Source organism: Ectobacillus soli, from assembly GCF_042610425.1.
GTDB lineage: Bacteria > Bacillota > Bacilli > Bacillales > Bacillaceae_G > Ectobacillus.
Genome location: NZ_JBGJZM010000001.1, coordinates 624870 through 648810, shown reverse-complemented (window position 1 = coordinate 648810; position 23941 = coordinate 624870). Strand labels below are relative to the sequence as shown.

Sequence of the window (23941 nt, the reverse complement as noted above, 5' to 3'; positions counted from 1 at the left end):
AAAAGTGTGTGCAACGAGGATTAATCCTCAAACATCTCGCTTTATACTAGCTTATGCACAAATTGTATGAACATGTCCCCTCTTTGTTCAAAAGTTTTAAATTGATCCCAGCTTGCACATGCAGGAGAAAGAAGAATAACATCTCCTTCTTCGGACAAGTCGTATGCTTTTTGCACAGCTTCTTCTAAATTCTCTACTTGTACAATAGATTTAACCTGCGCTTCTTGTGCAGTTTTTATCAATTTTGGTGCAGTTTGACCAAATGTAAGCAATGCCTTTACATTTTGAAAATAGGGTAGTAACGCATCAAAATCATTGCCACGATCTAAGCCACCTGCAAGTAGAATAACAGGCTTGTCAAAAGCAGAAATAGCTTTTTGAGTAGCTAATATATTAGTCGCCTTTGAGTCATTGTAGAATTTACGATTATGTATAGTCGTTATATATTGTAGTCTATGCTTCACACCCGTAAAGTTTTCTAGCACATGTACAATTGCTTCATTTGAAACGCCTATTACCTTTGCAACACTCATAGCAGCTAATATATTTTCCAAATTGTGTTTACCAGGAAGGGCAATGTCGCTTATCTCCATTACTCTTTCTTTACAAAAATAAAGGGCACCGTCTTTTACATATGCTCCATTTTCAATTACTTTTGTCGTTGAAAATAGAATGCTTTGCCCCTTGCTTCGCTGTGACCATTTCAACACATTTTCATCATCAGCATTGATGACGCAGTAATCGTCTTCTGTTTGGTTTTTAAAAATATTTGATTTTGCCCGGCAATATTCTTCCTTCGTACCATGATAATCTAAATGCGCATCAAACAGGTTTAATAGGACTGCTATTTTCGGTTGAAAGGTTTGGATTCCCATCAGCTGAAATGAAGATAATTCCGTTACAATTATGTTATCTTTCTTTGCAAAAGAAGCAACTTCACATGCAACTGTACCAATATTACCTGCAATTAAAGGCTGCTTGTCCCCTTGTTTTAGCATATCAAATATCAAGGTTGTTGTTGTCGTTTTTCCGTTCGAACCTGTAATACCAATAAATGGTGCATCTGAAATTAAATAAGCAAGCTCTACTTCAGTAATAATGGAGATTCCTTTTTCTTTTGCAGCTACAAGAATTGGATTACTATAAGGAATTCCTGGATTTTTCACAACCAATTCCACATCCGTAAGCAATTCAAGCGGATGACTCCCGCATACAACATGAAATCCTTCCTGCTGCAAACGCTGTGCCATTGGATTATCTTCTAATGGCTTCTTATCGTTCACAACAACATGAGCTCCTAAACTTTTTAATAGCGTTGCGGCTGCATAGCCGCTTTTTGCTATCCCTAAAACTAGTATATGTTTATTTTTATACGCCTCTACCGTTTTCACTTACATCCACACCTCGATATAGATTCCTAACACTGCAAACAATAATCCAACCGTCCAAAACGTAACGACAACGCGCCACTCTGACCATCCACTAAGTTCATAATGGTGATGAATCGGGCTCATTTTAAATACGCGTTTACCAGTTGTTTTGAATGATATAACTTGAATAATAACAGATAATGTTTCGATGGCAAAGATACCACCAATAATAGCAAGAAGCAACTCTTGTTTAATTAATATTGCTGCCGCAGCAATTGCTCCTCCTAAAGCAAGAGAGCCCGTATCACCCATAAATACTTTAGCGGGGTGAGCATTAAATACTAAAAATCCTAACACGGCCCCAACAATTGCCATACAAAACACAGAAACCTCATATTGACCTTGATAAAATGCCAGTATAGCATATGCTCCAAAAGCAACAGCAGATGTTCCTGCTAGCAATCCGTCAAGTCCATCTGTTAAATTAACTGCATTAGATGCACCAACTAACAAAAATAAGATAAGGAAAAAATAACCAAAACCAAGTTCAAAATGTATAGTAGTTCCAGGTATATGTAAATCTGTTGAAAAGCCAAATGCTTTGTAGAATACAAAAAATACAATAGCAATAAGGATTTGTCCTATTAGCTTTTGCTTCGAAGTTAATCCTAAATTGCGTTTCATTACGACTTTAATAAAATCATCCCAAAATCCTAATAATCCATAGCCAAATGTAACAAAAAGAAGCAAATATGTTGTAACATTTAGTTTTCCAAATTTCGCTACCATGAGAACCGTAGTAACCATAATGGAGATAAAAATAACGATTCCCCCCATGGTAGGGGTTCCTGATTTCTTCTGGTGTGATTTAGGTCCTTCTTCTCGTATGCTTTGTCCAAACTTTAAACGCCGCAAAAAGGGGATAAAGATTGGAGAAATAGCAACGGCAATAAGAAATGCAACAGCAACAGTTACGAATAGTCCTTGCTGTATCACGTATGTTTCCCCCCTTTCTCTAGTTGTTCATGCGCTTTGCGATAGCAGATTTTGCAACAATTCGATCGTCAAAGTCAAAAACAGTTTTTCCAATAATTTGATACGTTTCATGGCCTTTTCCTGCAATTAGAATAACATCATCTTTTGATGCAGATTCAATTGCTTGCTCAATTGCTTGATGACGATCTACGATTACTTCAAAGTTATCTGCATCAAGACCGTCTGTCATATCAAGTAATATTGCTTCCGGATCTTCACTTCTCGGATTATCAGAAGTCAAAATAGCATAATCCGCAAATTTCGTTGCAATTTGTGCCATAATTGGGCGTTTTGTACGGTCACGATCACCCCCGCACCCTACAATACAATAAATTTTCGATTTTGCAAACTGTCCAATAGTTTCAAGAGCATTTTGTAGGCTATCTGGTGTATGAGAATAATCCACAATCACCGCAAAATCTTGCCCCTCATCCACAACTTCAAATCGTCCTGGTACACCGTTTATTGTTTGAATGACTTCTACAATTGTATCAATGGAAACACCTGATACAATGGCAGCAGAAACCGCTGCTAGTACATTGTACACATTAAATTTACCGACTAGCTTCATTGTTACTCTTTTCGTATCTTGCGGGGTAATAAGAGTAAAACTCGTTCCACTACTGCTCATCAAAATCTCAGTAGCCATAATATCACTTTTTTCTACCAATCCATATGTAATAATTGTGGCTTGCGTCATCATCTTATATGTCATTGATGCGGGATCATCATTGTTTAAAATAGCAAATTTGGGTTTATCATGATTAAATCTGTTTCCTAACTGAGAAAATAATAGACCTTTCGCCTGTTTATACTCATCCATCGTTTTATGATAATCTAGATGATCTTGGGATAAATTCGTAAACACAGCGACATCATAATCACATCCGTGCACACGGCCTAGATGAAGAGCATGGGAAGAAACCTCCATGACTGCACTATCTACTTTAAGGTTTACCATTTCATGAAATGCACGCTGCAACGTTAAGGAATCAGGGGTTGTATTTTTCACCTCAAACGTCTCATCAGCAATTTTCATGTTGATTGTACCAATTAGACCTGTTTTGTGACCGTGATGTCGCATCATTTCATCAATAATATGTGATGTTGTCGTTTTTCCGTTTGTTCCAGTCACACCGATAAGATGTAAGTTATGTGTAGGTTGATTATAAAACGTATCTGCTAGCAATGCTAAAGCTCTTGAGGAATTCTTCACAAGAACTACTGGAATAGTAGCATCTACAGGTCTTTCTGCTATAATAGCAGCCGCACCTTGTGCAGCTGCTTGCTGTGCAAAGTCATGACTATCCACAGTGAATCCTTTGATACAAACGAACAAACTTCCTTGTTTCACTTGACGTGAGTCATTTTCAATCGATATTATGTCCGGGTTTTCATTTGGAATAACCGGGAAATCATGCAAACATGATACAAGTGTATGCAACTTCATCTTACTATATCCTCTCTACCAATAAAATTTGATGGTACTCTAACTCTTGCTACAATTCTTATTCTACTCTTCTCCATAGGACAATTTCGCCCATACAGATAGAAATTGTACATGATAGATTGGAAAACGTCTAGTTCCCCATATAAATCCGTATTTTCGATCCTTGTTTTAGCTTTACACCTGACTGTGGGGATTGATCAATCACTTTATCTCCCGTTCCACTTACATCAAGCTGTAAATCAATTAGCTGCTCTTGCAGCTGTTTTTTATCCAAACCAATAAGATTTGGTACTTCTACCGAAGGAATATCAAGCCAGTTTAACTTTTTATCTATACCGCCTGTACGAGGCGCAACCCCAAGAACAGGAAGCATGTCACGTAGCATATTTCCTACAATCGGTGCAGCTACGACTCCTCCAAACTGAACGGTTCCTTTTGGATTATCAATAGCCGTATAGACAACAATTTGAGGGTCATCTGCAGGCGCAAAACCAATAAAGGAAACAATATAGTTTCCATCCATATAACGACCATCTTTAACCTTTTGTGCTGTCCCTGTTTTCCCACCAACACGGTATCCCTCAAGGTAAGCTCCCTTACCTGAACCCTGTGCAACTACATTCTCAAGTGCATAACGAACTTGTTTCGATGTTTCCTCGGAAATAACTCGGGATTTTGCAACTGGTGTTTTTTTACTAACTATCTGATTGGTGGTGGGATCAATGAATTCCTTCGCTATATAAGGCTGATATAAAACCCCGCCATTTATGGCTGCAGCTACTGCGGCTACTTGTTGAATAGGTGTAACCGAGACGCCTTGCCCAAAAGCCGTCGTTGCTTGTTCAACAGGACCAATTTTATTTACATCAAATAAAATTCCTTTTCCTTCACCTTGTAAATCAATTCCAGTTTTTTTGCCAAACCCAAAATTTTGAATATATTGAAAGAGTTTTTCTTTTCCTAATCGTTGCCCCAGTTCAACAAAGCCAGGATTACATGAGTTTTGAACAACTTCGAGAAAAGTTTCCTGACCATGGCCCCCTCTTTTCCAGCAATGAAGAGTGGCACCTCCGACCTTTACCGAACCACTATCAAAGAATGTATCCTTATCTAAATTCACAAGATTTTCATTTAGTGCTGCTGCTAGTGTAATAATTTTAAATGTGGAACCTGGCTCATAAGTACTCCATACTGGTAAATTACGATTATATATGTCAGGGCTAACCTGTTGATAGCTAGCCGGATCAAAATTTGGTCTGCTCGACATTGCAAGTATTTCACCTGTATTTGGATTCATTGCAATAGAAATAATTCCATCTGGATTGTATGTTGCCTGTGCAATATCTAACTCACGCTCCATAATCGTTTGAATACGAGAATCGATTGTTAGCTCTAAATTCAAGCCACTTTCAGGGGACTTATAATCATCTCCAATGTTTGGCATACGCTGCCCCTTTGCATCCGCGTAAAATCTAACGTAGCCCTCGTCACCTCTTAACTGATTATCATAGGATAATTCCAACCCGACTAAGCCCTGATTATCAATGCCAGCAAATCCAAGTACATGTGCTAAATCTTTTCCAAACGGATAATATCTTATTGAGTCTTCTGCAATATAAACTCCCTTTAGGCCGAGAGCCCGTATATCTTTTGCTTTTTCATGAGATATTTTTCGCCCTTCAGGACGGATCCATACACTGCTATCTTTTTTAGTAACTTGCTTATAGATTGTTTCTTTCGATGCCCCAAGAACAGAAGCAAGTTTTTCTGCTGTTTCTCCGGGATTTTCAATTTGACGGGGGACAACAAGTACAGAAGGAGCACTTTTATTCGTAGCAAGCTCCACGCCGTTTCTGTCTACTATTTTCCCCCGCTCTGATTCAAATGGAATATTACGGCTCCATAAATCCTTTGCTCCGTCGGTTAACATATTACCTAAGGCAAATTGAACATATCCAAGACGCACATCTATTATGATAAAAATAAGAAATCCACATAACAAAACAAATATAAGACGTTTTCGTACTGTAACGTTTGATACACGCATATGGAACCTCCCCTTACACTTTTGGCTCGTTCCAATATATGCTTGTACCTATTCGATTAGAACATGCCGGCAAACCCCATCAAGGACTTGCTTTTTGAGTTGTATTCGTACCTGGAGAGAGCTCCAATGGTGGTGTAAGCTTAAGTTCTAATGAATCCCCTTTTTTCACAGATGTGCCTTCCTTTATGTTCTGCTCTGTTACATATCCTTGTCCATTTGTCTTTAAGTCAAGTTCTAGAACATTTGCTAAATTCATTGCATCCCTCATAGACCATCCTACAATATTTGGCATCTTATTTTCATTGCCTGTAAGAATTACCCGATCCCCTTTTAACGTTGTATCCCCTGATTTTGGCATTTGGCTCGATACATTTCCTTGTCCAAGAACAATGGCTTGAAGACCAACCTTTTCTAGCATTGCTTTGGCACCATCCGTGCTCTGCCCAACAACATTTGGAGTAGAAACATTTTCTTGTTTGACCAATGCTTGCACATCTGTAACAGCTGACTCTTTAATCTTTAAATATTGGAGACTGTTTTTCATAACAGTTGTAAAAATAGTAGCAATTGGTGTAGAACCGTAGTCTGTATCCTTTAGTTTAGGCTGTTTAATTGCAATATAAAACAGGAGCTTTGGATCAGAAGCAGGAGCCATACCCATAAAAGAAAAAATATAATTTTCTTTACCAATCATATACTTACCATCAGATCCCGGTATTTGTGCAGTTCCTGTTTTTCCAGCTACTGAATATCCATCAATTTTATATGCTGTCCCTGTACCCTTAGGCGACGTTACAACAGATTCTAACAGCTGACGTACTTTTTGTGCTGTTTCTTTTGTAATTGGTTTACCAACAATTTCAGGATTGTGTTGTTCAATAACTTTATTCGTATCTTGATCTACAATATGATCAATAACATAAGGCTTCATCATTTGTCCATCATTGGCAATAGCGGTAGCCGCTTGAATTTGCTGAATCGGTGTAACCGTTGATCCTTGTCCAAAAGCAGTTGTCGTTTTTTGGATTGGTTTATCAAATAAAATAGTGTTTTTCCCCTCACCTGGTAAATCAATACCGGTTGGCTGATCCAGATGAAATTTTTGGATGTAGTTTTGTAAACGATCAAATCCTAGCTTCTTCTCTGCTAGAATCGCAAACGCAACATTTGATGAGCGCTGCACTCCTTCATCAAATGTAATACTTCCCCAGCCCGCTCCATCATTATGATCTTTTATCGCAATATTTCCTACCATATAAGTACCAGATTGATAGTAATCTTGTCCGTTATATGCACCCTCATTGATAGCAGCAGATAACGTAAACATTTTAAATGTTGAACCTGGTTCATACGCATAGGCAATTGGATCATTTAAAAAGTATTTGATGTCACGTTGATTTGGGTCGTATCCTGGCTTGCTCGACATCGCTAACGTTTTTCCTGTTTTTGGATCTACAATAATGCCAACAAGCATAGATGGCTTATATTGGTCGAATGCTTTATTCATTTCGGATTCTAAAAAGCTTTGGATATGTTGATCAATTGTTAAATAAACATTGTCACCATTTTTAGGTGGTGCAATTTTTTGATTAGAGAAGCTTTTTGCATTTTTATCGAAAGATACCGTTCCATTTTCCGCATGCAAATAAGAATCCAAACTTTTTTCAAGACCGAATTGTCCTTCTAACACATTAAGATTATTTGGCTTAGCGAATCCTAACACATACGATGCAAAATCTCCATTTGGATAAATTCTTGCTGTTCCATCAACAAAGAGGATTCCAGGCAATTTCATGTTCGTTATTTGATCATACTGTTTTTTCGTTATGTTACTCCCTTGAGATCCGAACTCCGTTTGAACAGCATTTTTGTTTAACTTTTGCAAAATTTCTTCTTTACTTGCATTTAGAACAGGAGCAATTTTTTCTGCCGTCATCTCCTTGTCCTTCACACTCCCATCGCCTTTTAATACTGCTATAAGCTTATAGGCTGGGACATCTTGAGCAAGCACTTCCCCGTGAGCATCATAAATTGTACCTCGCATTGCTTCTAGTACTCCATTTTGATTGTACTTCGCATCAGCCCATTTTTTTAATGATTCTCCGTGGACTGTGCCAACAACTTGTAAGTAAAAAAATCGAGACAACAATATAAAAAAGAGCAGGGCAAACAATATCATTAAGCATCCTGCTCCCTTATTCATATATAATTTTTTCATTTCCATCAGACATCACACTCTCTTATGGGCGTAGTGATTTTACATTATTTTCATTTATGCTAAGACCCATACTTTTTGCTTTTTCGGCAATGCGATCGTAGCTACTCAACTTCTCCACATCCGCTTTTAAATCATTGTTAACTTTCTTTTGCTTCTCTATGTCGTTACGTAAATCAACAGTCTTTGCATTTGACTGAAACATTTGTGCCTTATTGCCTATTATGACTACGGCTGCATAAAGTAAAAATACTATAAAAGCTGTATATAGTATCTTTTCTATTAATGTAACTTTTGCTTTATGAACTGGTTGTGCTACCGGTTGTTGCATCTCTACTTGCGATTGTTTCTTTCTATATTTAACCGCTACATTAGTCATTGTCTTTTCCTCCTCTTCATATAGGCAGTAGGATAACAAGAAATCTTTCATTGCTTCTGTGCAATACGTAATTTAGCAGATCGTGAACGATTATTCTCCTCTAGCTCTTCTTCTGTTGGAAGTATTGGCTTTCTCGTAATCAATTTTAGCTTTGGTTTATACTCATCCGGTATAATTGGAAGACCACGTGGCAATGATGGTACACTACTATATTTTTTAAATATGGTTTTACAAATACGGTCCTCTAAGGAATGGAAGGTAATAACACTAATTCTACCACCTGGCTTTGTTACATCAATCGCAGCCTCTAAAGCTTCCTCAAACACTTGTAGTTCATCATTGACGGCAATTCGAATGGCTTGAAATACTCGTTTCGCAGGATGACCACCTGTACGTCTAGCAGCTGCTGGTATGCCTTCTTTTATCAGTTCGACAAGCTGTCCTGTCGTTTCAATAGGGTGTTCTTCACGAAATGCTTCAATTTTCCTTGCAATTTGCTTCGAAAATTTTTCTTCTCCATATTGAAAAAAGATTTTTACTAACTGTCCATATGACCAGCCATTCACTACATCGTATGCAGATAAAGAAGCGTTCTGATCCATTCTCATATCAAGTGGAGCGTCAAAATGATAGCTAAATCCTCGTTCAGGCGTATCTAGCTGAGGGGAAGATACTCCAAGATCAAACAATACTCCATCTACTTCTGTAATTCCTATTTCCAGAAGCTTTTCCTTAATAAAACGGAAGTTACTTTTGATTGGAATAAATTGATCTCCGTACGATTGAAATCTATCCTTGGCATGCGCTATTGCAATATCGTCTTGGTCGAAGGCAATCAAATGTCCATCCTTAGACAACTGTGACAAAAGATATGCGCTATGTCCTCCTCCGCCCATTGTACAATCTACATATGTACCATTAGGCTTGATAGCTAGCCCATTGACTGTTTCTTCTAACAGTACCGTTTTATGATTAAACATCATTGCACCTACTTCATAACATTATTCAAATGTCAAATTTCTTTTCGTTATTTCATTATATACTATATTTTATCATTTTTTTTATAAATTAAAGCAAAAACAATGCAAAGTAAATTTTAAGAGGAGTTTGATGATCCAACCCACTTGAATTGTTAGTATTTTACAAAACAATTCAACAGTGCAAAGAAAAATCCTGCAAAAAGGCTGCAGGATTTTATAGATTTACAATTTTATGCTTACCATTCCAACTAAATGGTACATCCACTACATCCTGCACAAAAGAAAATCCGTATCTATTCAAATAATACAAAATATTCCACATTCTTTCCTGCAGTAATCCATGAGGCTGAAGAGAAACTTCGATTCGTCTGAACTTAGCAAGTTCTACTTCATGCTTATTATGAATATCCTTTTGCAGTGCACGCTCAAATAATTGCAATTGTTCTTCTATTTTTCGTTTGTTTTTCTCGGCAAACGATAAAAAACTAGGATTTACCCGTAATGCCGCTTCTCGCAAATGACGATGGGACATTTCGAATTCAAGACGCGCCTGTTCAAATAATTCATTAAGAGGCTCGTCCACCTGAGAGCGTAGCCATGTATCTTTTATACCACCCAACTGTTTTGTGAACACATCTTCTATTTGTAAGGAGAGATCCTTTAAATCACGTTCAATATGCCGCTCAACATAGCTAATCATTTGACGTGGCACAACAGGTGGGACTTTCCACCCAATTTCATGAAAAACAAGCTGGAGTTCTGCCCAATAAGCAACTTCTCCCGGACCGCCTATAAATGCAAGGGTTGGAAACAAGTACTCCTGCATTAACGGCCGCGTCACTACGTTATTACTAACTCTTTCTGGTTCTGTATAAATAATTTGGACGAGTTCTTCTTCAGTTAATCGTACTTTCCCCTCTTTACAAACATAGACATCTTTTTCTCTTTCAAGAAGCCATCTCTCTCCGTCAATTTTCAAAAAGAGATGAATAGCATTCTGTTTAGTTGTAATAAGCGGGGTATAGGTATATCCAATTATTTTCTGCTGTTGAGTAGACAATGCCTCACGTATCCCCGGTTCATGCTTAAGAATAGTTTCAAAGAAAGGCGCTTCTATCTTCCGAAGTTCAGGATTTCCTGAATCTACTAGAATAAGTCCTTCTTCCTTAAATAACTCCGTTATCATAAAGGCAAAGAAATCGGTATACGTTACAGACCGTTCTAAACACTCTGTTACAAATTGCATCATATCTGTTGTAAAGTTTGTTTCTTGGTACGATCGAAACAAACTTCTGATCCAAGCCTTACAGTCTTCTTGATTTAATTCTGTTTCAGATGCACTTGTTTTCTGCTTTGTATCCCCATGTAAAATCGATTTTTTTACAGTTTGATTTTTCAAAATATGAACATGATTAATTTCATCTATATCATGATCTTCTCCTGCAATCCAAAAGACAGGAACAACTCGAATACCGAGCTTTTGCTCCTGCTTTTTTGCAAGTTGAATGATAGAAATTATTTTATGAATCGTATAAAGAGGGCCTGTTAAAATACCCGCTTGTTGTCCTGCAATCACGACAACCGTTTGAGAATCTTCTAACGCAAGAATATTTTCTATCGTTTTTGCACTTGCGCCGTAGCCTTCATTGTACATTCGTAAATGACGAACGAGCTCCTGTCTTTCAAAAGAACGCGATTGTAAATCACGAACTCTCCTCTCGTATACTTTGTCTTGCAAGGAGTAATCAAAACAGGATAACGCATCCTCATTTCCTTGCAAATAGTCTCCAGTCAATCCCTTCGGAAAAACAGAGATTTCTTTGATGTCCATAACCTTCTTCCTTTCCTATCCCGACTTCCACTTACAAAATTGTAGACAATGTTATAAGCAAAAGCAAAAATTTTATCTTATATGCTCCATCCCTTTAATTGAATGGTACAAAAATGAAAGCAATGGTGCATGTTGATTATTTTCAATTGCTTTATTTAATAGATAGCCTAATATGGCTTCTATTTCTGTTGGCCTATCATTTATAACATCCTCCAGCATAGAGGACCGGTTCTCTGCGGTCTTTTCACAAACCGAACAAACTCGTTGCCAATAGTCTTCTTTGTTCTTTTTATCTAAAATATAAAGAACTTCCGTACATACTGTTTTCATAACCTGTTTAAATGACTCATTGTGAATCAATTCACCATTTTTTACTTTGTACAAGGCAGTAAGAGGGTTCACACATGCATTTACAACAAGTTTATTCACTATGGTTTCATACCAATCTTCTTCTAAAACAAGAGAAAATACATCCGTAAATATAGAAAAAAGTGGCTGGAACAATTCCTTCTCACCATTCACAATACCAAGTTTCGTTATCCCTACTCCTGTATGTATAATTGTTGTGTCATTTTCTTTTCGTACCCCGTGATCAACAATTCCTACTGCCACTTGAGTAAACTTTTGCAGTAACGCAAGGTGAGTCATTCCGTTTTGTAAAAAAACAAGTGTCCCCCTAGCGTTAAATAAATAAGGAAGCACGGACTGCAAATGATATTGCTTTACAGCAACAAATACATAATCATCCTGTATTGATGCTTCACATAAAGGGATAGCATTTGGATATACGGTATATTTCACATCTTTTATTATGCATGTTATTCCTTGTTTTCGTATATTGGCTGCTTGATTTTCTGTACGCGTGTATATTGTAACAGTAATGCTTTCTTTTTGTAAGTAGTAAGCAAAGAGAAGACCAATCGCACCAGGGCCAATAATTCCTATCTTCATCATCCATTCTCCTTATATAGTATACTTACTAGTAGTGTAGCAAAATTCATACTAAATTTCTGAAGGAATGCTCTTTTCTTCAGAATCGAAATGGTGAAAAAATTGTATATTTCTAAAATAGAGTACTTGCGTATTAACTATAAAACATTAGAAGATTTCACACAATTTAAATGAAACGATGCGCAAGGAGTGATCCGTGCTAGAAGATTCACAAGTAAAAATTATTAAAAATGACAGCGAGGCTCTGTTTTACGGCATCTACTTTGGTGAGTCACTTTGTTGCTAAAATGAGATTTAGCAGTTCCTTAGTTGATTACGAGAACAGCATGAAACTTAGGATTAAGACTATAATATGCATCCATTCCCCATCATTTTGGAAAACTAAAGGTTTTCAAAATAAAAAACAGCTGGTTACAGCTGTTTTTTATTTTTCTACTTTTTCTAATACATTTCTTTCTCGAAGACGATGAACTTTCTTCTCTCGTTCCGTAGTTACAACATTCCGTTTCTTTTCAATAAAATCAAATAGCATTTCATACTCTTGTTCATAGATTGACAATTGTTCAAGTAAATATTCTTTTTCCTCCCGAAGTTGCTTCGTTTGCTGTTCCAATTCTAGAACACGTTCGTAATAATTGTCGCGCTTTTGTTCTTTGTATTCTTGTAAGTACGCAATAATATGATCTATAGTTATATCTTTATCATCCAATTGTAGCTGTGCATAGCTATGAGCTTGAGCTTGCACTGCATTCGTTTTTCTTTCATGCTTTGCTGCTTCAATTTGGTTCTTATATTGCTTTCTCACATAAGAATTCCATCGAAATCCACAAGCAGCAGAAGTTCTTGACAAATGTCTTCCTACTTCATGAAAAGCAGATAATTGGGTGCCGCCGTCCTTAATATGCCTAAGCACAACCTCTGCCAGCAATAAATCTTCCTCATCGGTCCACGCATCCTGTCTTGTCGTAGCCATTACTAGCCCTCCTTATGCATTTTTTATTATTCATATGCAACTGATAGGAGTGATAGAATGAAAAAATAGGAATTATTACTAGCGACTCAAAAAGGATTGCACCGCAGCATGATGATGATCACTTTCCCATAGGCGTGCACAATTTTTTATTTCTTCTTCCATTCTATATTTGATATTACTTTCATTCCATTTTCGAACTGCAGCCTGTTTGTATGCAGTTAAAACGCTTTCATTCATAACCAGATTTTCCGAAATCCATTTCTCACAAAACTTTCTTTCTTCACCGCTTATGACCTCGTGCAAAAAACCAACATTTTTCGCTTCTTCAGCACTATAACGACGAGCTGAACTTAACATTTGCATAGCAGCATGATGAGGTAGTTTCTCATACAACATGGTTGCTCCGCCCCATCCAGTAGTAATAGCTAATGTTCCTTGCACGAATCCAACATGAGCGTTTGCTGATGCAAAGCGAAAATCACAGGCTGTCGCAATTTCACATCCCCCACCGACCGCAGTCCCATTTAAGAGCGCAATTGTTGGTTTTGAAAGTATCATTAATTTGTACAAAATATCTCCCATTTTTTTTAACATAGCATAGGCTTCTTCTTCCGTTCGCAACGAATGAAATACACCTAAATCCCCGCCAGAACAAAACGCTTTACCCGTTCCTGTTAACACAAGCGCTCTAGCATCACTTTGCTCCACCGCTTCAATAATTTCTAATAGTTCTTCCATTGTGTCATAATCAATAGCATTACGACGTTCTGGCCTATTAAACGTCGCCCAAACTACATCATGTTCATCTTGTTCAACTAGTACTTTCTTCATTTCTCAATTCACTCCTACTTTTTTCTCCATCGTAATAAATTTCGAGAAAAGTCTATTTTTTCCCTTTAATATATAAAAATAAGCGCAGAAGAATTTCTTCTGCGCTTATTTTTGCATTATTTGCTGATTACTTCTTTGCCTTTGTACGTACCACATGCTTTACAAACATGGTGAGCTAACTTCAATTCACCACAATTTGGGCATTGCACCATACCAGGTACTGCTAATTTAAAGTGCGTACGACGCTTTCTTTTTACTGTTTTAGATGTTCTTCTAAAAGGTACAGCCACTATTCCCACCTCCTTAAAAGAGCGAGTTTACATATACTCGAAGACAAAAAGTCATCGTTTGTCAAAAAATTTTGCAAGGTTTGCCAATCTAGGATCAACATCATCTGTCTTTACTTTATCGGTAACAACTTGCCAATCCTGCCCTTTTGACAGCGCTTCTTCTGTTGCCTTCTCATTGAAAACTTGCATAGGAATTTCTAAGATTATATTTTCCTTAATTACAGGGAGTAAGTCAAGAACTTCTCCTTGCAAATAATGAACATCAACATATGCTTCGTATTCTTCCGTTGAAGCCAAAAACACTTCTGTTGTAATGATGTCAAAAGGGTAAAGAACATCTTCTAATGTTCTTGCACAAGGCAATGTCATTGTGCCTTGTATACGCAGATGAAAAGTGTACTTATTTGCACCTAATTCCGCATTCCCAGTAACATGAACTGATGAAATATCCCGAATATCACAATTCCAATCGGAAACATCAAACGTAACAATTTCATCAATCACTACCCCATTAGAACGGTATTTATTTAACTGATGGATTGACCATTTCACAAAATCACCCCTAAGGCAACAATGAAAATTATATAGAGCGTTTCATTATTTGTCAATATTTTTTCTTTACACTATAATGTATTCAAGAAGACATTATTAACAGATTACCATGTTTTTATAACATTTGCTACTATGTAATAAAAAAAGTGATAGCATTCTAACAATAAAGTGAAATATCTTAAACAATTGCTTGCAGGCATCTATTTTGCCCCTTCATTAAAGAAATATCCATCGTTTGTTTAGAAAGGAGATTGCTACTATGAAAGCTGTCGGTATCGTTGTAGAATACAATCCGTTTCACAACGGGCATATCCACCATGTGCAGCAAGCAAAGGAACGTACTCATGCGGATATTGTGGTTGCGGTCATGAGTGGATCTTTTTTACAGCGCGGTGAACCAGCCATTGTTTCCAAATGGACACGTACGAAAATGGCCCTTGAAAGTGGAGTAGACCTTGTAATTGAACTTCCCTACGCATTTGCTACCGGGCAAGCTTCCATTTTCGCAAATGGGGCTGTTTCCATTTTAGAACAACTCGGAGTTCAATACGTATGTTTTGGCAGTGAGAATGGACAAGTCAAGCCATTTCTAGAAGCACTGCAGATAAAGCAAACATATGAAACAGAAATAAGGGAAGAAATACGGAAGCAAATGAAAACGGGCGTTAGCTATCCGAAGGCAATGGCCGAAGCATGGAAACGTATTTCAAACATACAAACGATTGATCTATCCCAACCTAATAATATTCTTGGCTTTCACTATGTGGAAGCCATTATACAGCAAAAAAGCAATATGTTACCTGTAACGATTCCAAGAATCGTTAGCCAATATCACGATAAAACATTTGCTTCAGAAACCATTGCAAGCGCTACGAGTATTCGCAAGCACCTCCTTAGGCATGAATTTGAAAAGGTTACTTCTGTCTTACCTAAGGCTTCCCTTTATTATTTGCAACACTACTATCGTACATACCATATATTTCATGAATGGGAGCGCTATTACCCTTTTTTAAAATACAAACTTCTTACCATGAATCATTATGATTTAGAACAAATTTATGAGGTAGAAGAAGGACTAGAATATAGACTACTATCCCATATACAAGCGAGTACCTCCTTCTCACAATTTATGCAACGAATCAAAACAAAGCGATATACTTGGACTAGATTACAACGATTGTGTACGCATATCTTAACTGGAACAACCAAAGAGTCCATGCTGTACATTAAGAATAATCATACGTCTCCTTACATGCGCGTACTCGGCATGACACAAAAAGGACAAAAATATCTTGCTTTAGCAAAAAAAAATGCAACCATTCCTATTCTTTCAAACGGAAAAAATGCACCTCATCCTTTATTTACATTAGATGTAACAGCAAGTACTACCTTCGCCAGTATTCTCGTTGAACCGGATCAATCCAATTTTATTAGAAATGAGCAGATTCAGCATCCACTTCGCTTTGATGAAACGAATTATGTTTATGTATAATCTCTCTTTTTAAACATAAATACATACACCGAGGCTCATAACCTCGGTGTTCCCTATTCTACCCATTATTTCTGCGGAGGAATAGGTGGTAATGTTTGTAAATACAGAAGTGCTTCTTCTAATGTATCTACTGGAACAATCTTCATCTTCGAATGAATATCCTGTGCTGCTGCGATTGCATCCATGTAATTAGAGTGCTGATTTCCGCCTTCATTAGGAGCGAAAAATATACTTGCACCCGCATTACTTGCTGCAACAACTTTTTGCTTAATTCCACCTATCGGACCGATTTCACCTGAACTATTTATCGTACCTGTTCCCGCAATTTCATACCCTTTCGTTAAATCTTCTTGTGTGAGTTGATTATAAATTTCTAGAGTAAACATGAGGCCCGCTGAGGGACCACCAATGCGGTTTGTATCAATCTTCACACTTGGTTCAACCTGCAATGTTTGATTAGTCGCTATTTCAATTCCAAGTCCAGGGCGGTTCGAACCATCTTGTAACGGCTGTAGCGTAAATGTTTCTGACTTTATTGCACCACTTCGTTCAAAGTCAATTTTCACTTGCTCACCATTTTTCTTTGTTTTCATATACTTTATAAATTCATCTGCTGTTTCAAGTGATTTTGAATCTACTGTCGTAAGTCGATCGCCTACTTGTAGCTTTTCAAAAGCAGGCATACCCTTAATCGTGTTAATCACTAACACACCATGATTTTCCACTTTAACAGGTTTATTTGCTTTTTCGTACGCATTATAGATGGCAGCATTTTTAGATTCATTCATAAGGAGAGATTGTTGAAATTGATATTGCTGTTCACTTTCTCCCTTTTCAATAATATCTTCCTTCTTATAAATTTCATTATATTTACTTAATTTTGCAATCGCCATTTTCATAATAGTTGCTTGTGACATAGAGACTGTAACAAGCATAAAATCCCCATTTTCCTTCTTGCCCCCATCCACTTTTACATAGGGTTCTAATTTTTCAACTAAACCTGGTTTGGTAATATAATACGGCAATGGAATATACATCGCTGCAATCAGCAATAATGCAAGCAAGAAGACATAGACATACCGCAGTCGTCTAATCATGGTTCGCTTCCCTCCAGTCCTCTATCAATGCATGAATAGTGTCAATGTGTTTTTTCGCCTCTTCTTCCCCGGCCTGAATAATTTCATCAATCTCTGTAAATGTTCTAGAGCTATACTGCAGGACGTCCGGATACATCATAACATCAGAAGCAATATGCCGGTAATGAACAAGTTCATGTTGCATAATTTCTATACTCTGCATAATTACGTCATAAATCGATGATACTTCCCCACTTGTCTTTGTAGGTGAAACATCAACAGCAATAACAAGATCGGCTCCTAATTTCTTTGCTTCTGAAACAGGAATACGGTCAATTACCCCCCCATCCACTAATAATCTTCCATTTACCTTCTCTGGAACAAAAATACCTGGAATCGATACACTTGCCCGAACAGCGTCTGCAACAGATCCTTCTGTAAATACTACTTTTTCTCCAGTTAAAATATCGGTTGCTACAACAGCTGTAGGAATATCTAAATCTTCTATATTTTTATGATAAGTAAACATGCGAATCATGTCTTTCAATCGCTTTCCTGCAATAAACCCCATTTTAGGAACGGTAAAATCTAAATAATATTTTCGCTTAAATAACTGAGATAAACGATATACCCTATCAATATCTTGACCTGCTGCATAAAAAGTAGCAATTAAAGCCCCCATACTGCTGCCCGCTATGACATCAATCGGGATACCTGCTTCTTTTAATACTTTAATAATTCCAATGTGTGCAAACCCCTTCGCCCCGCCAGATCCGAGCGCTAGACCGATTTTTGGCTCCCTCATTAACCTCATCCTTTAGTTACTTTATTGTACCGCTATGAAATGCCTAAATGCTTTCTTCTATTCTGTAAAAATTATATATAGTTGTGTTTATACAATTATAACCGAGAAAGAACGAAGATTCTGTATTTCTTCTAGCATAAAGGCTGCCCCTCCTCTCGTATACTAAAAATAAGTGTTTGGACAAAAGGGGGGACACTATGTCTAAAAGTAACACTGCTTTTCTTGCCGTGATTGTAACCGTTCTAACCGGATCACTCATTATAAATCCACAAGCCTCCTTAGAAGCTTCGACGCGGGGATTAGAAATGTGGTGGGAAGTAGTATTTCCATCTTTGTTACCTTTTTTTATCGCTTCTGATCTTCTCATCAGCTTACGTGTTGTTCATTTTATTGGTATTCTTCTTGAACCTCTTATGCGCCCTCTTTTTCGCGTACCAGGAGTTGGCGGTTTCGTATGGGCTATGGGAATGGCATCCGGTTTCCCATCAGGAGCGAAACTAAGTGCAAGACTACGTAGTGATAACCAACTAACACAAATAGAAGCCGAGCGGCTCGTTTCATTTACCAATTCGTCAAGTCCTTTGTTCATTTTTGGAGCAGTCGCAGTAGGCTTTTTTCATAACCCTGATCTTGGTATGATTCTAGCTGTTTCGCATTATAGTAGCAATGTAGCAACGGGTCTTATCATGCGCTTTCACGGAAGTACAAATACCATGACAAAGCAACGAAGAAAGCATGTTTCAATAGGGAAAATCTTTCAAGCTTTTCAGCAAAAACATCCAAAGGAAACAAGACCCCTTGGTAAATTATTAGGGGATGCCATTGCTTCTTCCATTCAAACACTGCTAGTAATTGGCGGCTTTATTATTTTGTTCTCTGTCTTAAATAAAATGTTAGAACTTCTTCATATTACAGCACTGATTATCCCTATTATCCAATATTTATTAGAACTTCTTCAACTTCCAAGCTCATTTGGAAATGCTATTATATCGGGCATTTTTGAGATTACCCTTGGAAATCATCTAACAAGTCAAGCAGAGGCAACTCTGTTTCAGCAAACCATGGTAGCAAGTTTTTTACTAGCTTTTAGCGGTCTTTCTGTCCAAGCACAAGTGGCTAGCATTCTAGCTGAAACTGATATCCGATTTCTACCCTATTTTTTTGCAAGAGTGTTACAAAGCATACTAGCGCCTATTGCCACTTTCTTATTATGGGGACCTCTATATGAAAATAAAGATGTGCTTCATTATAAAGGGACCGGCATTCCTGTCCTAGCACAGCCCCTTCCCGACGGATTTGTATTCTTCCATACATACGGACCACTCGTTACTCTTTTCTTTCTATATGTATATCTATTTTTATTATTTCGCAAGAAAGGATAATTCTCATCTATTCCCTTTTCATACAAGAATGGACCGAGTATTGCCATACTCGGTCCATCTCACGCGAATAACATAATTCTTTGTTATCGTCTATTTTATATCAAATTTTTGTTTAAGGGCTTGCTCCACCACAGAAGGAACTAAATCTGATACATTCCCTCCATACTTAGCAACCTCCTTTACAATACTTGAGCTAAGAAACGAGTATTGATTATTTGTCATCATAAAGAAAGTTTCAATATGGTTGTCTAACTTACGGTTCATAGATGTAATTTGCATTTCATATTCAAAATCAGAAACAGCTCGAAGCCCGCGCAAGATAGCACTTGCATTCTTCTTCTTTGCGTATTCTACAAGTAAACCATTATGTATATCAACTACTACATTTGGAATGTCTTTCGTAACTTCTTCAATTAATTCCACTCTCTCTTTTGCTGAGAATAGAGAGCTTTTAGCGGAATTATTCATTACAACTACATAAACCTTATTAAATACTTGTGCACCTCGTTTTATAATATCCAAATGACCTAGCGTAATTGGATCAAAGCTTCCTGGGCAAATTGCTATGCTTGCCATCCGTTCTCCTCGCCTTCATGCTCATAAATAGAAATTGCTGTAATTCCATAATTTTCATATTTAACTCTTTGTAAATGACCGATTTTATCTGGTAACTCAGAGTCTACAGCGTGCTCAGCCATTATAGTGCCTGATTGTGCAAGAAGTCCTTGTTGTTCTATCGTAGAGATAAGAGCAACCAGTTGTTGCTGCTTGTACGGGGGATCTAACAATATTAAGTCAAATAACACTTCGCGTTTCACTAAAGCTTTCAGTGCGCGTTCTGCATCATTTCTATAAATTTCTGCTTGATCATTTAAATGACAGTGCTGTAAATTTTGACGAATTGTTTGTACCGCTTTCATATCACGATCTATAAAGATTGCTAGATCCATTCCTCTACTTAACGCTTCTATTCCAAGTCCACCGCTTCCACCAAATAAATCAAGAGCAATCCCACCATCAAAATAGGGACCAATTATATTAAAAATTGCCTCTTTTACTTTATCCGTTGTAGGACGAGTTGAAGTACCTGGTACAGCCTTTAAAGGATGTCCTTTACATGTTCCTGAAACCACTCTCATATTTCTTCACTACCTTTGTCACTTTCATCATTTCTAATCCTATCATAAAAAGGGAGAAAGAAAAACAGCGTCAATAAAATTTACTTGCCACTTGAATATTTTCCATTAAAATGGGAATTAATAATTGTAACAACATCACTTCCGGTGTTGTTGCCAACCGCGGAGAAGGCTTACGTTCCCCATAAGTTCTTCCTCCGGTTTCTCCTCTCCCTTTGCCTTCTTGCTAGCAATAAGCTAGAATGAGAAGGGCCCTGCCTAGGCAGGGATTTTTTTTGATTTAAAAGAAGGAGGAGAATTAACAATGATTCAACGCTTTATTGAGCTAGGCGAAGGTTATTCTGATTTATATGAATTAACCGAGATTGCAAGAGCAAATAAACATCGCCTTGCACACTTTCTTCAATTCAATACTATCATCCAAAATAAAGAGATGTGCTCTCTCGCTGTTGTCTTGCAGCCAACACAAGTGGGAAATTTTCAGCCCTTATACATATGCCGGGAAGGAATACAACTCTCAAACGAAAAAATAAGTAAACGTGTAGAACTATTTTCAAACACTGCAAAAGAATTAAATAAAGAAGTCATTCAATTGACTGTAAAGCCTTCAGAAACCTTTGCTGAAAAGGAGATATTTTACAATCATCTGATTGGAATACTCCGAATGAACCATTTTATCCCCCCCATGCAGTAAAAAAACAGATTTAAAACCAAAAATGGACCATTATTTACTGAATAATGGTCCATTTTTTAACAATACGTTCTATTCTGTTTTATAATCATACTCTTTTGCCCGGTCCGGCTTAGAATTTTCAAATTCTGTCTTTACAAACGGGCGATATGATTGCTCCAACTTTTTAACAAATGGTAAATGTTCGAGCTTTGACATAACAAAACTTGTTTGATCCATATCGCAATAAAGTACTACATACTTAAACCTACGAGAAATATAGTGAATGTTTCCATATTTTCGAAGAAGCTTTGCATGTTTTAACGAATGCAAATATACAATTATACCTTGTCTTTGTCCAAACATACGATTCTCCTCTACTTTATTTCATGATTATATTCATTGTTCACGTAAAAGGGCAATCGTGTTAATTGTGTCACAAGTCCCCTTCCTTGCTACACAAACTATTTACTAAATGAATTGTATCCGTTCTCAAAGCATGAAAGAAAAAGGTGATTTTGTATCACCCCGTTTTTTGACAACTACAACTGCCACCTGAGCTGCAGCCGCCACTACAGCCACTTGCAGAGTCAAAGAATGGATTGCCAGTAGGTACTTTTATGGAAGGAGATATTTCCTTACCGATAATCGTACTGACTTCATCTAACAACTTTTGCATCTGATTTTCAGCTTTCTTAAACGCTACAATTGTGTCGTGTAAATCAACTTCTCTTTTTATTTCTCGCATTTTCTGCGTTACAATCTTGTATTCCGGGTGATACTTACCATATCTCTTAACTTCCTCATACTTTTCTTTTATCGAAACAAATTTCCCAATGAGGGCTTGGGCATCTTTATCACGTTGAAGTGCAACCAAGCTTTGTCTATATGTCTGTGCAAGTTCAGACTGTATAATCATACGAGAAAGTTGATCTGTTTCATCTAAAACTTGAACGCTTTCTAGCGTAGCAATTATCATAGGGCAACCTCCTCAAAACATTAGTAGTACTTGGCTCCTTACCCATAGGCGAAATCCCACTTCAAGAGAATGTAGATCTTCGTCTACATGGATATACGAAATATCATATCATATTTAGTAACGAAGTCCTAATACAACTAACTCATTTACAATGCCTGAATATGGAGGGAATAATTATACTTTTCAATTTTCCATACCATATTATGGTGAGAAATATAGCTTACACAAGCATTTTGAAGTGGTGTGCGAAAGGTAATTTCATCTGGACAAATCGTATGAAGCATTGCTTTAATAGCATGTGAATGTGCCACGATAATGACTCTTTTCCCTTCATACAATTTCGCCACATCACTTAGGGCAGAAAAGCACCGTTCCATAATTTCTTCATTTGTCTCCATTCCATTTACACTTTCCAGTCCCATTTCCATTATATCACCCAGTATAGAAGCAGGCTTACCAGAAATATCTCCAAAATTCCGTTCTACAAATCTTTCATCTATATGCACAGTTTCTATACCTGTTGCATCTGCAATAATTTTTGCAGTTTCATATGCTCGTATTAGCGGACTACTAACAATAACATCCCACTTTTCTTCTTGCAATAACGCAGCACTTTGTTGCGCTTGCAATCTTCCAACGTCATTCAATGGTATATCTTCTCTTCCTTGAATGAAGCCTTGGAAATTCCAATCGGTTTGTCCATGTCGTACTAAACAAATTTCCGTCATGTTTCTTGGCTCCTTTATTTTCAAAGTGTATTACCATTGTATCAGAACTTTAACATGACGGATATGGATAATTACTGGTTTTGCTGTTTCATATATTGGAACATTTCAATCATAATACTTGTCATTGCAAGCTGGTTTTGAAACTTAGCAACGCGATCAGGGATCGTTTTACGATAATGTTGCAATGCTGCAAGCTCAAATGCTCCGCGCTCATCCGGACTGCGTGACAGCTTACGATACCAATAAGGCTGTTCTCGGATAAAAGATTGCAAATCTTCTCGAGTTTGCAGCAGCTGAGCTAGCTCCCTTCTCATACTATCCCTCCTAATCTTTTTGGAAGAAAAAAGGATTGTTTTGTTGTTCTGTTGGCGTCGTCTGCGTTGCACTGGTACCTTTAAATTGCTGCATGACCTGCTGCACACTTCCAATTGCATTCGTTACATTCGAGATATGATATTGTACTTGGTCCATATCGATATTTTTAATGAGTGAAATCATTTGCCCCATGAAATTTGAGGATTCCCCATTCTCTTTAGTAGCTGCCATCGTTTGATTGTTATCTTCACGATAAGCATTCCATATTTCATCGTTTTCCCCAAGTAAATACCATTCCTCATAAAATTGTTGCCACGTTTTTTCACCGCTTCGAACGGATTGAATCAATTTAGGATGATCTCGAACAAACTCTTTAAATTTCAAAACGGAAGGATGAAGTTTTTTTGCCATCATAGTCATTATGCTCACCTCGCTCCCTACATTGTAAGAAAAA

The 23941-nt window shown here is 37.3% G+C and carries 25 protein-coding genes; 3 read left to right on the top strand and 22 right to left on the bottom strand.

Going from position 1 to position 23941, the window contains the following annotated elements:
* Positions 1 to 41 precede the first annotated feature (41 nt).
* The 13 genes from murD to ACAN53_RS03360 form a co-directional block, all read right to left on the bottom strand.
* The gene (gene murD, locus ACAN53_RS03420) at positions 42 to 1391 is read right to left on the bottom strand and encodes a UDP-N-acetylmuramoyl-L-alanine--D-glutamate ligase (RefSeq protein WP_379967041.1); all 1350 of its coding nucleotides are present in this window, start codon (positions 1389 to 1391) and stop codon (positions 42 to 44) included.
* Positions 1392 to 2366, bottom strand: coding sequence for a phospho-N-acetylmuramoyl-pentapeptide-transferase (mraY, locus tag ACAN53_RS03415; RefSeq protein ID WP_379967038.1), 975 nt, complete (start codon positions 2364 to 2366; stop codon positions 1392 to 1394).
* A 19-nt stretch (positions 2367 to 2385) separates the two neighbouring features.
* A complete protein-coding gene (locus ACAN53_RS03410; protein ID WP_379967035.1) occupies positions 2386 to 3855 on the bottom strand; it encodes a UDP-N-acetylmuramoyl-L-alanyl-D-glutamate--2,6-diaminopimelate ligase in 1470 nt (489 codons plus the stop codon).
* A 130-nt stretch (positions 3856 to 3985) separates the two neighbouring features.
* Positions 3986 to 5902, bottom strand: coding sequence for a stage V sporulation protein D (locus ACAN53_RS03405; protein ID WP_379967032.1), 1917 nt, complete (start codon positions 5900 to 5902; stop codon positions 3986 to 3988).
* A gap of 79 nt (positions 5903 to 5981) precedes the next feature.
* Positions 5982 to 8120: a penicillin-binding transpeptidase domain-containing protein gene (locus tag ACAN53_RS03400; RefSeq protein WP_463323066.1), complete on the bottom strand. Its 2139-nt coding sequence runs from the start codon at positions 8118 to 8120 to the stop codon at positions 5982 to 5984.
* 22 nt (positions 8121 to 8142) lie between these two features.
* Positions 8143 to 8496 carry a cell division protein FtsL gene (gene ftsL, locus ACAN53_RS03395; protein ID WP_379967026.1) on the bottom strand — a complete coding sequence of 118 codons (354 nt, stop codon included), beginning with the start codon at positions 8494 to 8496 and terminating at the stop codon, positions 8143 to 8145.
* 47 nt (positions 8497 to 8543) lie between these two features.
* Complete coding sequence (gene rsmH / locus ACAN53_RS03390) at positions 8544 to 9476, bottom strand: 16S rRNA (cytosine(1402)-N(4))-methyltransferase RsmH (RefSeq protein WP_379967023.1); 933 nt, start codon at positions 9474 to 9476, stop codon at positions 8544 to 8546.
* 214 nt (positions 9477 to 9690) lie between these two features.
* On the bottom strand, positions 9691 to 11307 hold the full coding sequence (gene bshC / locus ACAN53_RS03385; RefSeq protein ID WP_379967020.1) for a bacillithiol biosynthesis cysteine-adding enzyme BshC: 1617 nt from the start codon (positions 11305 to 11307) through the stop codon (positions 9691 to 9693).
* A 72-nt stretch (positions 11308 to 11379) separates the two neighbouring features.
* The gene (locus ACAN53_RS03380) at positions 11380 to 12258 is read right to left on the bottom strand and encodes a 2-dehydropantoate 2-reductase (protein WP_379967017.1); all 879 of its coding nucleotides are present in this window, start codon (positions 12256 to 12258) and stop codon (positions 11380 to 11382) included.
* 424 nt (positions 12259 to 12682) lie between these two features.
* The gene (locus tag ACAN53_RS03375; RefSeq protein WP_379967014.1) at positions 12683 to 13231 is read right to left on the bottom strand and encodes an RsfA family transcriptional regulator; all 549 of its coding nucleotides are present in this window, start codon (positions 13229 to 13231) and stop codon (positions 12683 to 12685) included.
* Between the two features lie 78 nt (positions 13232 to 13309).
* On the bottom strand, positions 13310 to 14062 hold the full coding sequence (locus ACAN53_RS03370; RefSeq protein WP_379967011.1) for an enoyl-CoA hydratase/isomerase family protein: 753 nt from the start codon (positions 14060 to 14062) through the stop codon (positions 13310 to 13312).
* Between the two features lie 116 nt (positions 14063 to 14178).
* Positions 14179 to 14352 (bottom strand): 50S ribosomal protein L32, encoded by a 174-nt coding sequence (rpmF, locus tag ACAN53_RS03365; RefSeq protein ID WP_379967008.1) that lies wholly within the window; start codon positions 14350 to 14352, stop codon positions 14179 to 14181.
* A gap of 51 nt (positions 14353 to 14403) precedes the next feature.
* Complete coding sequence (locus ACAN53_RS03360; protein ID WP_379967005.1) at positions 14404 to 14904, bottom strand: YceD family protein; 501 nt, start codon at positions 14902 to 14904, stop codon at positions 14404 to 14406.
* 259 nt (positions 14905 to 15163) lie between these two features.
* Here ACAN53_RS03360 and ACAN53_RS03355 point away from each other — a divergent pair, with 259 nt between their 5' ends.
* Positions 15164 to 16396, top strand: a complete 1233-nt coding sequence (locus tag ACAN53_RS03355) for a nucleotidyltransferase (protein WP_379967002.1) — start codon at positions 15164 to 15166, stop codon at positions 16394 to 16396.
* A gap of 65 nt (positions 16397 to 16461) precedes the next feature.
* Here ACAN53_RS03355 and ACAN53_RS03350 read toward each other — a convergent pair whose 3' ends face one another.
* Both ACAN53_RS03350 and ACAN53_RS03345 read right to left on the bottom strand, forming a co-directional pair.
* Positions 16462 to 17493 (bottom strand): SepM family pheromone-processing serine protease, encoded by a 1032-nt coding sequence (locus ACAN53_RS03350; protein WP_379966999.1) that lies wholly within the window; start codon positions 17491 to 17493, stop codon positions 16462 to 16464.
* Positions 17486 to 18277, bottom strand: coding sequence for a patatin-like phospholipase family protein (locus ACAN53_RS03345; RefSeq protein ID WP_379966996.1), 792 nt, complete (start codon positions 18275 to 18277; stop codon positions 17486 to 17488). Before ACAN53_RS03345 ends, ACAN53_RS03350 begins: the two co-directional genes overlap by 8 nt.
* A 197-nt stretch (positions 18278 to 18474) precedes the next feature.
* On the opposite strand from ACAN53_RS03345, the gene ylbJ reads away from it, so the two are divergent.
* Entirely contained in the window at positions 18475 to 19659 is a 1185-nt protein-coding gene (ylbJ, locus tag ACAN53_RS03340; protein WP_379966993.1) for a sporulation integral membrane protein YlbJ, read from the top strand.
* A gap of 90 nt (positions 19660 to 19749) precedes the next feature.
* Here the strand turns inward: ylbJ and coaD are convergent, their stop codons facing one another.
* Together coaD and rsmD are read right to left on the bottom strand one after the other, a co-directional pair.
* Positions 19750 to 20235, bottom strand: coding sequence for a pantetheine-phosphate adenylyltransferase (coaD, locus tag ACAN53_RS03335; RefSeq protein WP_379966990.1), 486 nt, complete (start codon positions 20233 to 20235; stop codon positions 19750 to 19752).
* Positions 20223 to 20798: a 16S rRNA (guanine(966)-N(2))-methyltransferase RsmD gene (gene rsmD / locus ACAN53_RS03330; protein WP_379966987.1), complete on the bottom strand. Its 576-nt coding sequence runs from the start codon at positions 20796 to 20798 to the stop codon at positions 20223 to 20225. Before rsmD ends, coaD begins: the two co-directional genes overlap by 13 nt.
* Positions 20799 to 21099: 301 nt before the next feature.
* On the opposite strand from rsmD, the gene ACAN53_RS03325 reads away from it, so the two are divergent.
* Positions 21100 to 21489 (top strand): DUF7147 family protein, encoded by a 390-nt coding sequence (locus ACAN53_RS03325; RefSeq protein ID WP_379966984.1) that lies wholly within the window; start codon positions 21100 to 21102, stop codon positions 21487 to 21489.
* Between the two features lie 69 nt (positions 21490 to 21558).
* On the opposite strand, the gene ACAN53_RS03320 is transcribed toward ACAN53_RS03325, so the two are convergent.
* From ACAN53_RS03320 to ylbD, 5 genes are all read right to left on the bottom strand, one after another.
* Positions 21559 to 21831: a YlbG family protein gene (locus ACAN53_RS03320; protein ID WP_379966981.1), complete on the bottom strand. Its 273-nt coding sequence runs from the start codon at positions 21829 to 21831 to the stop codon at positions 21559 to 21561.
* A 157-nt stretch (positions 21832 to 21988) separates the two neighbouring features.
* A complete protein-coding gene (locus ACAN53_RS03315; protein ID WP_379966978.1) occupies positions 21989 to 22444 on the bottom strand; it encodes a YlbF/YmcA family competence regulator in 456 nt (151 codons plus the stop codon).
* A gap of 146 nt (positions 22445 to 22590) precedes the next feature.
* A complete protein-coding gene (locus tag ACAN53_RS03310; protein ID WP_379966975.1) occupies positions 22591 to 23172 on the bottom strand; it encodes a histidine phosphatase family protein in 582 nt (193 codons plus the stop codon).
* 71 nt (positions 23173 to 23243) lie between these two features.
* Positions 23244 to 23486 (bottom strand): YlbE-like family protein, encoded by a 243-nt coding sequence (locus tag ACAN53_RS03305; RefSeq protein WP_379966972.1) that lies wholly within the window; start codon positions 23484 to 23486, stop codon positions 23244 to 23246.
* A 10-nt stretch (positions 23487 to 23496) separates the two neighbouring features.
* Entirely contained in the window at positions 23497 to 23907 is a 411-nt protein-coding gene (gene ylbD, locus ACAN53_RS03300; RefSeq protein WP_379966969.1) for a YlbD family protein, read from the bottom strand.
* Positions 23908 to 23941: the final 34 nt, after the last annotated feature.